Raw genomic sequence first — 13,021 nt, forward strand, 5'->3', positions numbered from 1 at the left:
TCGGATTGCGGTAGCCACGCATGGCTGACATCGACCTGACCTCCGACCTCGACCGCTTCGTGCGAAGCCAAGTCCAGGCGGGTCGATTTCCGACTCCATCCGATGTGATCACCGTGGGTTTGCGCCGGCTGGAAGAGCACATTGCGATGGAAGCCGAGCACCGGGACGAACTCCTCGCCGCGATCGTTGCCGCCTTCGACGATTCACGACCGGGGATCCCAGTTGCTTCAGCCTTCGCCCGGCTGGAGTAACGGCACGCACGCCGGGTGGACGGCAACGGTGGACTTTGAGGTCACGCTCCGCGCCGAGGCGGTCGCGGATCTCGATGCGCTTTACGATTACATCGCGTCTGACAGCCCGGAACGCGCGATCACATTCATCCGGCGGATCCGGAACCGTTGCGAGTCGCTATCTCAGCTTCCGAAGGCTAGTTTTACCCGGGACGATCGATCTCAGGCCCGGGCTACGGCTCGTCGCATTTGAGCGTCGCGTGGTCATCGCATATGCCCTGCGTGAGACGCGCATCGATGTCCTGCGCATCCTCTATCGCGGGCGCGACGTCGACGCTCTGCTCGGTCGGTCGGCAAAGCCGAGCGAGGCGTGAGTGGCGTGGACAGTTCGAGCCGGCAAACCCTTGCCTGCGGGGGAAAAGTCGCGCTTCGGCCCTTGGCAGGCGGTTTGCTAGGCTCTATACACCGCGCCTTACGCATTTCATCCTCACGGAAGGAGACGGCCGATCGGCCGTTTTCCGCTCGAAATGTCGCCCGGGCAACCGGGTGGCACTGGCCGGTAAGGATCCCAGGGGTGACGAGCCCCGCGGAGCCTTGTCCGGCCATGTCCTGTCCGAGACTGCAGGCGCCGGTTCGCCGGCTTAATCCACCAGCCTGCACAGACGGGGAAGACCGAATTCGACAACGCCTCGCCCCGGCCCCGGCCGCGGGAGGGGTATCGGTTTGAACCCACTCGCCCGAGGCGGCCTCCAGGGGCACGCGCGGGGACAGGGCCGCGAAGCGTCGTTCGGACGTTCCCGGTCTTACGGCCGAGATCACGTCCGGGCGGCATGTGCAACCGGCGGACCCGAATCCGGGTTCCGCCAACCGGAGAGAGCCCAGTGGACCGGACAGCTAAAGCTGATCTCGTCTCGACGCTCAACGGCGTGTTCAGTCAGAGCGCCGTCGTCGTCGTGGCCCACTACAAGGGCCTCACGGTCGCCGACATGCAGAAGCTGCGTTCGCAGATGAAGCAGGCCGGCGCCACCGTGAAGGTCGCCAAGAACAGCCTCGCCGGCATCGCACTCGATGGCACGGATGTCGCCTCCATCAAGCCGCTCCTGAAGGGCCCGACCCTGCTCGCCTATTCGGGCGATCCGGTCGCCGCCGCCAAGGTCGCGGTCGATTTTGCCAAGGCTAACGAGAAGCTCGTGATCCTCGGCGGCGCGATGGGGACGACTGCCCTGAACCCGGACGGCGTGAAGGCCCTCGCCTCGCTCCCGTCCCTCGACGAACTGCGCGCCAAGATCGTGGGCCTCGTGCAGGCGCCTGCGACCAAGATCGCTCAGGTCGTCAATGCGCCGGCGGCCAAGCTCGCCCGCGTGTTCGGGGCCTATGCCACCAAGGACGAGGCCGCCTGAGGCCCTTCAAAAATCACCTGTTCGAACCGATATCTGAGAGGAATTGAAAATGGCTGATCTTGCCAAGCTCGTCGACGACCTGTCCTCGCTGACCGTTCTGGAGGCCGCCGACCTGGCCAAGATGCTCGAAGAGAAGTGGGGCGTCTCCGCCGCTGCTGCCGTCGCCGTGGCCGCCGGCCCGGCCGCCGGTGGCGCCGCCGCCGCCGTTGAGGAGCAGACCGAGTTCACGGTCGTCCTCGCCGCCGCTGGCGAGAAGAAGATCGAGGTCATCAAGGAAGTCCGGGCCATCACCGGCCTGGGCCTCAAGGAAGCCAAGGATCTGGTCGAAGGCGCGCCGAAGCCCGTCAAGGAGGCCGTTTCCAAGGACGAGGCCGAGAAGCTCAAGGCCCAGCTCGAGAAGGCTGGCGCCAAGGTCGAGCTCAAGTAAGTCGACGATGGGCCGATCCCGGCCCGTCACCCCACGGAGGTCCGTACCGGGCCTGTCGTGACTGGAGCCCGCGGGTGTCGTGCCCGCGGGCTTTAGGCCGCTTCGGCGGACGGTCCCGTCAGGGGCCGGAGATGAGATTTCGGTTCGGTGGCGCGGCCCGGCGGGGCGCGCGTCACGGCCCGGTGCGGGAGGTCCCTTCGCGGGAACGCTTCCCCGGGCGTGAGGCACGCGGGTAGGAGCGAGGTCACATGGCCAACACGCTGGTCGGTCGCAAGCGCATTCGGAAGTTCTTCGGCAAGATCAAGGAAGTTGCCGAGATGCCGAACCTCATCGAGGTTCAGAAGGCGTCCTACGACCAGTTCCTGATGGTCGACGAGCCCGAAGGCGGGCGCGGCGACGAGGGCCTGCAGAGCGTGTTCAAGTCGGTCTTCCCGATCTCCGACTTCGCCGCCACCGCCCTGCTCGAATTCGTGCGCTACACCTTCGAGGCGCCCAAATACGACGTCGACGAGTGCCGCCAGCGCGGCATCACCTTCGCGGCCCCGCTGAAGGTGACCCTGCGGCTGATCGTGTTCGACGTCGATCCCGACACCCAGGCCAAGTCGGTCAAGGACATCAAGGAGCAGGACGTCTACATGGGCGACATGCCCCTGATGACGGAGAACGGCACCTTCATCGTCAACGGCACCGAACGGGTCATCGTCTCGCAGATGCACCGTTCGCCGGGCGTGTTCTTCGATCACGACAAGGGCAAGACCCATTCCTCGGGCAAGCTCCTGTTCGCCGCCCGCATCATCCCGTACCGGGGCTCCTGGCTGGACGTCGAGTTCGACGCCAAGGACATCGTCCATGTCCGCATCGACCGGAAGCGCAAGCTGCCGGCGACGTCGCTGCTCTACGCGCTCGGCCTCGACGGCGAGGAGATCCTGTCGACCTTCTACAACCGCGTGGCCTATGACCGTGACGGTGCCGAGTGGCGCGTGCCGTTCGACGCCGAGCGGATGAAGGGCATGAAGGCCACCGTCGACCTGATCGACGCCGATTCCGGCGAGGTCGTGCTCGAGGCCGGCAAGAAGCTCAACGCCCGCAACGCCCGCCAGATCACCGAGAAGGGCACCCGGTTCCTCAAGGCGACCGACGAGGATCTCGTCGGCCAGTACATCGCCGAGGATCTGGTCAACGCGCAGACCGGTGAGATCTGGGCCGAGGCCGGCGAGGAGATCACCGACAAGCTCCTGAAGAGCCTGGACGATGTCGGCATCACCGAGTTGCCGGTGCTCGACATCGACCATGTCAATGTCGGTCCCTACATCCGCAACACCCTGGCGGTGGACAAGAATTCCGGCCGCGAGGGCGCGCTGTTCGACATCTACCGGGTGATGCGCCCGGGTGAGCCGCCGACCCTCGACACCGCCGAGGCGATGTTCCACTCGCTGTTCTTCGATTCCGAGCGCTACGACCTCTCGGCGGTCGGCCGCGTGAAGATGAACATGCGCCTCGACCTCGACGCCGCCGACACCGTGCGGACGCTGCGCAAGGAGGACATGCTGGCGGTGGTGAAGGCGCTGGTCGAGCTGCGCGACGGCAAGGGCGAGGTCGACGACATCGATCACCTCGGCAACCGCCGCGTCCGCTCGGTGGGCGAGCTCATGGAGAACCAGTACCGCCTGGGCCTCCTGCGCATGGAGCGCGCCATCCGCGAGCGCATGAGCCAGGTCGATATCGACACGGTCATGCCGCAGGACCTGATCAACGCGAAGCCCGCGGCGGCCGCCGTGCGCGAGTTCTTCGGCTCGTCGCAGCTCTCGCAGTTCATGGACCAGACCAACCCGCTCTCCGAGGTGACGCACAAGCGCCGCCTCTCGGCGCTCGGCCCGGGCGGTCTGACCCGCGAGCGCGCCGGGTTCGAGGTGCGCGACGTGCACCCGACCCATTACGGCCGCATCTGCCCGATCGAGACGCCGGAAGGCCCGAATATCGGCCTGATCAACTCGCTCGCCACCTTCGCCCGGGTGAACAAGTACGGCTTCATCGAGACCCCGTTCCGCCGCGTCCGCGACGGCGTGGTCACCGACGAGGTCGCCTACCTCTCGGCCATGGAGGAGGCGAAGTACTACGTCGCCCAGGCGAACGCCCAGATGGATGAGGCCCGCAAGCTCACGGAGGACCTCGTGGTCTGCCGCCGGGCCGGCGAGGTGATCGTCGTGGGGCCCGAGCGCGTCGACCTCATGGACGTGTCGCCCAAGCAGCTGGTCTCGGTGGCCGCGGCGCTGATCCCGTTCCTCGAGAACGACGACGCCAACCGCGCCCTCATGGGCTCGAACATGCAGCGTCAGGCGGTGCCGCTGGTCCGCGCCGACGCCCCGTTCGTGGGCACCGGCATGGAGGCGGTGGTCGCCCGGGATTCCGGCGCCGCCATCGCGGCCCGCCGGGCCGGCATCATCGATCAGGTCGATGCCACCCGTATCGTCATCCGCGCCACCGAGGAGGCCGACGCCACCAAGCCGGGCGTCGACATCTACCGCCTGCAGAAGTTCCAGCGCTCCAACCAGTCGACCTGCATCACGCAGAAGCCGCTGGTCCGCGTCGGCGAGTTCGTGAAGAAGGGCGAGATCATCGCCGACGGTCCCTCGACCGAGTTCGGCGAGCTGGCCCTCGGCCGGAACGTGCTCGTCGCGTTCATGCCGTGGAACGGCTACAACTTCGAGGATTCGATCCTGCTCTCCGAGCGGATCGTGAAGGATGACGTGTTCACCTCGATCCACATCGAGGAGTTCGAGGTGATGGCCCGCGACACCAAGCTCGGGCCGGAGGAGATCACCCGCGACATCCCGAACGTCTCCGAGGAGGCGCTCAAGAACCTCGACGAGGCCGGCATCGTCTACATCGGTGCCGAAGTGAATGCCGGCGACATCCTTGTCGGCAAGATCACCCCGAAGGGCGAGAGCCCGATGACGCCGGAGGAGAAGCTGCTCCGCGCCATCTTCGGCGAGAAGGCCTCCGACGTGCGCGACACCTCCCTGCGGGTGCCGCCGGGCGTCACCGGCACGATCGTCGAGGTGCGGGTGTTCAACCGCCACGGCGTCGACAAGGACGAGCGCGCCCAGGCGATCGAGCGCGAGGAGATCGAGCGGCTCGCCAAGGACCGCGACGACGAGCAGGCGATCCTCGACCGCAACACCTACGCCCGCCTCGCGGACGTGCTGATCGGTCAGGCGCCGGTGGCCGGCCCGAAGGGCTTCAAGAAGGACACCACGCTCACCCGTGAGCTGATCAACGACTACCCGCGCTCGCAATGGTGGCAGTTCGCCGTCATCGAGGACCGTCTCATGACCGAGATGGAGGCGATGCAGAAGCAGTACGACGAGTCGAAGAAGCGCCTGGAGCAGCGCTTCCTCGACAAGGTCGAGAAGCTGCAGCGCGGCGACGAGCTGCCCCCCGGCGTCATGAAGATGGTCAAGGTCTTCGTGGCGGTGAAGCGCAAGATCCAGCCGGGCGACAAGATGGCCGGCCGCCACGGCAACAAGGGTGTGGTGTCGCGGATCGTGCCGATCGAGGACATGCCGTTCCTGGAGGACGGGACGCATGCCGACATCGTTCTCAACCCGCTGGGCGTGCCCTCGCGCATGAACGTCGGACAGATCCTGGAGACGCACCTCGGCTGGGCGGCTGCGGGCCTGGGTCGCAAGGTCTCAAAGGCGGTGGATGCCTATCTGAAGTCGCACGACATCGCGCCGCTGCGTCAGGAGATGGAGGCGATCTACTCGCCGGGCGAGCTCGACGGCCTGACGGACGAGGAGCTGGCCGAGGCCGGCAACAACGTCCGCCGCGGCGTGCCGATGGCCACCCCGGTGTTCAACGGCGCCAAGGAGGCCGACATCGAGCAGATGCTGGAGATGGCCGGCCTCGACCGCTCGGCGCAGTCGACGCTCTATGACGGGCGTACCGGCGAGCCCTTCGACCGCAAGGTGACGATGGGCTACATCTACATGCTGAAGCTGCACCACCTGGTGGACGACAAGATCCACGCCCGGTCGATCGGCCCGTACTCGCTCGTCACCCAGCAGCCGCTGGGCGGCAAGGCGCAGTTCGGCGGTCAGCGCTTCGGCGAGATGGAGGTCTGGGCGCTGGAGGCCTACGGCGCGGCCTACACGCTGCAGGAGATGCTCACGGTGAAGTCGGACGACGTGGCCGGCCGCACCAAGGTCTACGAGGCGATCGTCCGCGGCGACGACACCTTCGAGGCTGGCATCCCCGAGTCGTTCAACGTGCTCGTCAAGGAGATGCGCTCGCTCGGCCTCAACGTCGAGCTCACCTCCTCCAAGAAGGCCGCGAACGACCAGCTCGAGCCGCCGGCGGACGCCGCCGAGTAGCGATCGTCGCAAGAGACCTCCCGTGGCGGCGGATCGACGCCGCCACGGTCGAGCGGGGAGGGGCGGGGCCTCCGGTGACGACGGTCAGCGGCGCTCGAACGGGGCGCGGCGCCGGATCTTTTTCAGGACACGATGGCCCGGCGCGGGGCGATCGCCGTCAGCAAGGAGCGGATCATGAACCAAGAGGTCATGAACCTTTTCAACCAGCAGGCCACACCGGTCAGCTTCGATCAGATCAAGATCTCGATCTCGTCGCCGGAGAAGATCCTCTCCTGGTCGTACGGCGAGATCAAGAAGCCGGAGACGATCAACTACCGGACCTTCAAGCCCGAGCGCGACGGCCTGTTCTGTGCGCGCATCTTCGGGCCGATCAAGGACTACGAGTGCTTGTGCGGCAAGTACAAGCGCATGAAGTACAAGGGCGTCATCTGCGAGAAGTGCGGCGTCGAGGTCACCCTCGCGCGCGTCCGGCGCGACCGGATGGGCCATATCGAGCTGGCCGCGCCCGTCGCCCACATCTGGTTCCTGAAGTCGCTGCCGTCGCGCATCGGCCTGCTGCTCGACATGGCCCTCAAGGACCTCGAGCGGATCCTGTACTTCGAGTCCTACTGCGTCATCGAGCCGGGCCTCACCCCCCTGAAGGAGCGTCAGCTCCTGTCGGAGGAGGAGTATCTGCGCGCCCAGGAGGAGTATGGCGAGGACAGCTTCACCGCGATGATCGGCGCCGAGGCCATCCGGCGCATCCTGCAGGAGCTCGACCTCGACAAGATCGCCAACGATCTGCGCGAGGAGATTGCGGTCACCACCTCGGAGCTGAAGCCCAAGAAGCTCCTGAAGCGGCTCAAGATCATCGAGGCCTTCCAGATGTCCGGCAACAAGCCGGAATGGATGATCCTCACGGTCGTGCCGGTGATCCCGCCAGACCTGCGCCCGCTGGTCCCGCTGGATGGCGGCCGCTTCGCGACCTCCGACCTGAACGACCTCTACCGCCGGGTCATCAACCGCAACAACCGCCTGAAGCGGCTGATCGAGCTGCGCGCCCCCGACATCATCATCCGCAACGAGAAGCGGATGCTGCAGGAGGCCGTCGACGCCCTGTTCGACAACGGCCGCCGCGGCCGCGTGATCACGGGGGCCAACAAGCGCCCGCTGAAGTCGCTCGCCGACATGCTTAAGGGCAAGCAGGGCCGGTTCCGCCAGAACCTGCTCGGCAAGCGCGTCGATTATTCCGGCCGCTCGGTGATCGTGGTCGGTCCGGAGCTGAAGCTGCACCAGTGCGGCCTGCCCAAGAAGATGGCGCTCGAGCTGTTCAAGCCGTTCATCTACGCGCGGCTGGACGCCAAGGGCTTCTCCGCCACGGTGAAGCAGGCGAAGAAACTGGTCGAAAAAGAGAAGCCGGAGGTCTGGGACATCCTCGATGAGGTGATCCGCGAGCACCCGGTGATGCTGAACCGCGCGCCGACGCTCCACCGCCTCGGCATCCAGGCCTTCGAGCCGAAGCTGATCGAGGGCAAGGCGATCCAGCTGCACCCGCTGGTCTGCGCCGCGTTCAACGCCGACTTCGACGGCGACCAGATGGCCGTGCACGTCCCGCTGTCGCTCGAGGCGCAGCTGGAAGCGCGCGTCCTGATGATGTCGACCAACAACATCCTGCACCCGGCCAACGGTCAGCCGATCATCGTGCCGTCGCAGGACATCGTGCTGGGCCTCTATTACCTGTCGATCGTGGCCGACGGGGCGCCGGGTGAGCACAAGCCGGGCAACACCAAGAACCCGATGCAGGGCGTCTACGGCGAGATGGGCGAGCTGGAGCATGCTCTCGCCGCCAAGGCCGTGTCGCTGCACTCCAAGATCAAGTGGCGCTGGACCGGTATCGGCCCGGACAACGAGCCCCTGACCAAGACCTACGAGACCACCCCGGGCCGGGTGATCCTGTCGGGCGCCCTGCCCAAGCACGCCAAGGTGCCCTTCGACGTCGTCAACAAGCTGATGACCAAGAAGGAGATCTCGGCGATGATCGACACCGTCTACCGCCACTGCGGTCAGAAGGAGTCGGTGATCTTCTGCGACCGGATCATGGCGCTGGGCTTCAACCACGCGTTCAAGGCCGGCATCTCGTTCGGCAAGGACGACATGGTCGTGCCGGACAACAAGTGGTCGATCGTCGACACGACCCGCGCGCTCGTGAAGGATTACGAGCAGCAGTACAACGACGGCCTGATCACCCAGGGCGAGAAGTACAACAAGGTGGTCGATGCCTGGGCCAAGTGCTCGGACAAGCTCGCCGCCGAGATGATGAACCGCATCTCCAGCGTTCAGAAGGACGAGAACGGCGCCGACAAGCAGGTCAACTCGATCTACATGATGAGCCATTCGGGTGCCCGTGGCTCGCCTGCCCAGATGAAGCAGCTCGCGGCGATGCGCGGCCTCATGGCCAAGCCGTCGGGTGAGATCATCGAGACGCCGATCATCTCGAACTTCAAGGAAGGTCTGGACGTGCTGGAGTACTTCAACTCCACGCACGGTGCCCGTAAGGGCCTCGCCGACACCGCCCTGAAGACCGCGAACTCCGGTTACCTGACCCGCCGCCTCGTCGACGTGGCCCAGGACGCGGTGATCCGCGAGGTGGATTGCGGCACGACCAACGGCATCAAGATGCGCGCCATCGTGGATGCCGGCCAGGTCGTGGCGACGCTCGCCACCCGCATCCTCGGCCGCGCCACGGCCGAGGATCTCGTGGCCGCGGACGGCACGGTGATCGTCAAGACCGGCGAGACCATCGAGGAGCGGCACCTGCCGGCGATCAACGCCGCCGGCATCCAGGAGGTGAAGATCCGCTCGGTGCTGGTCTGCGCCACCAAGAGCGGCGTCTGCGCCACCTGCTACGGGCGCGACCTCGCCCGCGGCACGCCCGTCAACATGGGCGAGGCCGTCGGCGTCATCGCGGCGCAGTCGATCGGCGAGCCGGGCACCCAGCTCACGATGCGGACCTTCCACATCGGCGGTGCCGCCCAGATCGCCGACTCGTCCTTCATCGAGTCGAGCTTCGAGGGCACGATCAAGGTCCGCAACCGGACGATCGCGAAGAACACGGACGGGGACCTGATCGCCACGGGCCGCAACGTGGCGGTGGTGATCGTGGGCTCGGACGGGGTCGAGCGGGCGGTCCACCGCCTGCAATACGGCGCCAAGCTCCGGGTCGACGAGGGTGACAAGATCAAGCGTGGGCAGCGGATCGCCGAGTGGGATCCCTACACCCGTCCGATCCTCACCGAAGTCGACGGCCTCGTGGCCTACGAGGATCTGGTCGACGGCCAGTCCATGACCGAGACCACCGACGAGTCGACCGGCATCGCCAAGCGCGTCGTCGTCGACTGGCGCGGCTCGGCCCGGACCTCGGACCTCAAGCCCGCGATGGTGGTGGTCGACAAGGAGGGCAAGGCGCTCAAGCTGCCGCGCGGCTCGGACGCCCGCTACTTCCTGCCGGTCGACGCCATCATCGGCTTCGATCCCGGGGCGAGCGTGAAGGCCGGCGACATCCTGGCCCGCGTCTCGACCGACTCGGCCAAGACCCGCGACATCACCGGCGGCCTGCCGCGGGTGGCGGAACTGTTCGAGGCACGGCGCCCGAAGGACGCGGCGATCATCGCCGAGAAGTCGGGCACCATCGCGTTCGGCCGCGACTACAAGAACAAGCGCCGGCTCACGCTGACGCCGCATGACGGCTCGGAGGCGGTCGAGTACCTGATCCCGAAGGGCAAGCACATCCACCTGCAGGACGGGGACGTGGTCGAACTCGGCGATTACATCGTCGACGGAAATCCCGCGCCGCACGACATCCTGGCGATCAAGGGCGTGGAGGAACTCGCGGCCTACCTCGTCAACGAGATCCAGGAGGTCTACCGGCTGCAGGGCGTGTCGATCAACGACAAGCACATCGAGGTGATCGTCCGGCAGATGCTTCAGAAGGTCGAGGTGACCGACGGCGGCGATTCGGACATCCTCTCGGGCGACCAGATCGATCGCACGGAGCTGACCGACTTCAACGAGAAGCTGCTCGCCGAGGGCAAGAAGCCGATCCAGGGCGTCCCGGTCCTGCTCGGCATCACCAAGGCGTCGCTGCAGACGAAGTCGTTCATCTCGGCGGCCTCGTTCCAGGAGACCACCCGCGTCCTCACCGAGGCGGCGGTCAACGGCAAGGTCGACACCCTGGAAGGCCTGAAGGAGAACGTGATCGTCGGCTCGCTCATCCCGGCCGGCACCGGTTCGATGGTGGCGGATATCCGCTCCATCGCCCGCCGCCGCGACGCGATGATCCTGCAGCAGAAGCAGGCCGGCAGCGCCGCCGATCCGATCGAGGAGCTGCCGCCCGCCGCCGAGTGACGCCCGTCACGCTGCAAGGGGGTTCGAGACGAGACAGGGCGGCCTCCGGGCCGCCCTTTTTCGTGGGCGCCACCGCGGGTGGGTCGAACCGGGCCGGTCCGCCCGGCCCCGATTTAACCGGGGCTCAACCATACCGGGCGATAAATTCCGCGCGGCCGCAGAAACACCCTGGAAACGGGGAGGATCGGGCCGGTTCGGGTGCTTGAGTACGGGTCTGGCGTCGTGGGCATGAGACGAGGACGACGGGAATCGAGCCTGCGCTGGCTCTCGGCCGCCATGACGCCCTGGATGGCCGGGCTCGGCCTCCTGGTCTCGTTCACGGCCGATGCCGGCACAGAGAACGCCATCGGGGCGAGCCGGCGCGCGGTGATCGACGCCGACACCGTTCCGCCGCTGCCCCCGGGCACCGTGCTGATCGGATCCGCCCTGCGCGCCCTCGGCGACGCCCCGCCCCAGACGGTGTTCAAGACCGGCGCGCACGTCTTCCCGGTGGTGCAGCGGGCCGGCAAGGGCAACCCGGCCCGGCCGCCGGCCGAGAGCTTCGCCCGGCGGGCCGCCGCCCTGCGCGAGGCCGGGGGCGCCCTGGTGTTCGGCGACGTCACCGGCAGCGTCACCGGCGTGCTGACGCAAGGTTCGGCGGTCTGGGACCCGGATTCCGAGGAGCCGGGCTTCGTCTCGGTGCCCGATCTCGGCCTCACCACCGGCGCCGGCAGCGCCGCCTCGACGGGCGAGGGGACGGCCGATCTCACCGAGGACGGCGACCCCGCGCGGTTCGACGGCTCGACCCCGCCGGTGCCCCGGGCCGTCGCCCTATCGTCGACCACCCCGGCGCCCGCCGACGCGATCCCCGTCGAGGTGGCGGCGGCGAGCCTGGCGCTGCCCGATTTCGCGATCCGCACCGAGCGCCCGGACAGCGCCCAGCCGGTGCCGGAGGATGCGCGGCGGCGCTACGCCGACCTGATCGACCCGGAATCCCTCGACAAGGAGCAGCGCTGCCTGTCGGAGGCGGTCTATTTCGAGGCCCGGAGCGAGCCCGAGGCCGGTCAGGCGGCCGTCGCCCAGGTGGTGCTCAACCGGGTGAAGAGCGGCCTCTACCCGGCGAGCGTCTGCGGCGTCGTCTATCAGAACCGGCACCACTACATGGGCTGCCAGTTCTCCTTCGCCTGCGAGGGCAAGTCCCTGCGCATCACCGATGCCGGCGCCTGGGAATCGGCGACCCGCATCGCCCGCTCGGTGATCGAGGGGCGGACCTACCTGGCCGAGGTCGGGGCCGCCACCCATTACCACGCCGATTACGTGCGGCCGGGCTGGGCCCGCCGCCTGCGCAAGATGGACGTGATCGGCCGGCACATCTTCTATCAACTCCGGGCCGGCCAGACCTGACGGCATCCGCTCAGGACTTCATAAGAGATCCTGACCAGGATCCGAACAATTCTACCTAGGTAGACGACATCTAAGCAGTCGAAACCGAGGGTTAATTTTACCTTCGTTCCCGATAATGCTTGCGCGTCGGGCAACGAGTCTGGCCTCTGGTGCGTCGAGACGTGCGCCGCGTTCGCGCCGCGTCTCGCCCGTATCGCGTACCCGAGGATGTCCATGACCGCGCCGGTCGCTCGTACTCTTGTTCTCGCCGCCCTCGGCGGCCTGCTGCTCGCCGCGCCGGCCCGGGCCGGCGGCTGCTACGGCTCCGAATGCTACCGCCACGTGGTCGCGCCGCCGGTCTACGACACCGTTCAGGAGACGATGCTCGTGCGCCCGCCGCGGACGGTCTACCGCACCGTCCCGCCGGTCTACGACACCGTGTCCGAGCGCGTGATGGTCTCGCCGGGCGGCCGCTTCTGGCAGACGAGCCGCGGTCCCGGCGGCGAGCTGATCGGCTGCTGGGTGACCACGCCGCCGCGCTTCGCCGTGCGGACCCGGACCGTGCTGGTGCGGCCCGCCGAGTCGATCCCCGAGACGATCCCGCCGGAATATGCCAGCGTCAGCCGGCGCGTCCTCGTGGCGCCCGCCCGGGCCGGCTGGGTGCCGGTCGGCGGCGGCTACGGCGGATACGGCTATCGTCCGGCCGCCTATGGCGGCCCGCTGATCGGCTCGATCCCGGACGCCCTCGGCATGACCGGCGCCAGCTCGTCGGACGTCGGCGTCGCCCTCGGCTTCTCCAACGGCAGCCGCTACGAGGGATACTGATCCCCCCGGACCGCCTTGATT

8 protein-coding genes are annotated in these 13,021 nt (G+C 67.4%); all 8 read left to right on the forward strand.

From position 1 onward, the window contains the following. Positions 1-20 precede the first annotated feature (20 nt). The 8 genes from AC3IF1_RS06655 (at position 21) to AC3IF1_RS06690 (ending at position 13,000) form a co-directional block, all read left to right on the forward strand. Positions 21-251, forward strand: a complete 231-nt coding sequence (locus AC3IF1_RS06655; protein ID WP_489216700.1) for a type II toxin-antitoxin system ParD family antitoxin — start codon at positions 21-23, stop codon at positions 249-251. Between the two features lie 28 nt (positions 252-279). Continuing rightward, entirely contained in the window at positions 280-483 is a 204-nt protein-coding gene (locus tag AC3IF1_RS06660; protein ID WP_489216702.1) for a type II toxin-antitoxin system RelE/ParE family toxin, read from the forward strand. Between the two features lie 628 nt (positions 484-1,111). Beyond that, positions 1,112-1,630 carry a 50S ribosomal protein L10 gene (rplJ, locus tag AC3IF1_RS06665; RefSeq protein ID WP_243969872.1) on the forward strand — a complete coding sequence of 173 codons (519 nt, stop codon included), beginning with the start codon at positions 1,112-1,114 and terminating at the stop codon, positions 1,628-1,630. A 49-nt stretch (positions 1,631-1,679) separates the two neighbouring features. After that, positions 1,680-2,057, forward strand: coding sequence for a 50S ribosomal protein L7/L12 (gene rplL, locus AC3IF1_RS06670; protein WP_243969874.1), 378 nt, complete (start codon positions 1,680-1,682; stop codon positions 2,055-2,057). Positions 2,058-2,305: 248 nt separating this feature from the next. Continuing rightward, positions 2,306-6,430 (forward strand): DNA-directed RNA polymerase subunit beta, encoded by a 4,125-nt coding sequence (gene rpoB / locus AC3IF1_RS06675; protein WP_489216705.1) that lies wholly within the window; start codon positions 2,306-2,308, stop codon positions 6,428-6,430. Between the two features lie 174 nt (positions 6,431-6,604). After that, a complete protein-coding gene (gene rpoC, locus AC3IF1_RS06680) occupies positions 6,605-10,813 on the forward strand; it encodes a DNA-directed RNA polymerase subunit beta' (protein WP_243969877.1) in 4,209 nt (1,402 codons plus the stop codon). 288 nt (positions 10,814-11,101) lie between these two features. Further along, positions 11,102-12,196 (forward strand): cell wall hydrolase, encoded by a 1,095-nt coding sequence (locus AC3IF1_RS06685; RefSeq protein ID WP_489220336.1) that lies wholly within the window; start codon positions 11,102-11,104, stop codon positions 12,194-12,196. Between the two features lie 213 nt (positions 12,197-12,409). Beyond that, the gene (locus AC3IF1_RS06690) at positions 12,410-13,000 is read left to right on the forward strand and encodes a hypothetical protein (protein ID WP_243969879.1); all 591 of its coding nucleotides are present in this window, start codon (positions 12,410-12,412) and stop codon (positions 12,998-13,000) included. Positions 13,001-13,021: the final 21 nt, after the last annotated feature.

The sequence above is a fragment of the Methylobacterium sp. E-012 genome, assembly GCF_057836545.1.

What these genes read in the sequence shown, in the direction of transcription:
- rpoC (WP_243969877.1), top strand. Translation starts at nt 6,605, where the DNA reads ATGAACCAAGAGGTCATGAACCTTTTCAACCAGCAGGCCACACCGGTC.
- rplL (WP_243969874.1), top strand. Translation starts at nt 1,680, where the DNA reads ATGGCTGATCTTGCCAAGCTCGTCGACGACCTGTCCTCGCTGACCGTT.
- AC3IF1_RS06655 (WP_489216700.1), top strand. Translation starts at nt 21, where the DNA reads ATGGCTGACATCGACCTGACCTCCGACCTCGACCGCTTCGTGCGAAGC.
- rpoB (WP_489216705.1), top strand. Translation starts at nt 2,306, where the DNA reads ATGGCCAACACGCTGGTCGGTCGCAAGCGCATTCGGAAGTTCTTCGGC.
- AC3IF1_RS06690 (WP_243969879.1), top strand. Translation starts at nt 12,410, where the DNA reads ATGACCGCGCCGGTCGCTCGTACTCTTGTTCTCGCCGCCCTCGGCGGC.
- AC3IF1_RS06685 (WP_489220336.1), top strand. Translation starts at nt 11,102, where the DNA reads ATGGCCGGGCTCGGCCTCCTGGTCTCGTTCACGGCCGATGCCGGCACA.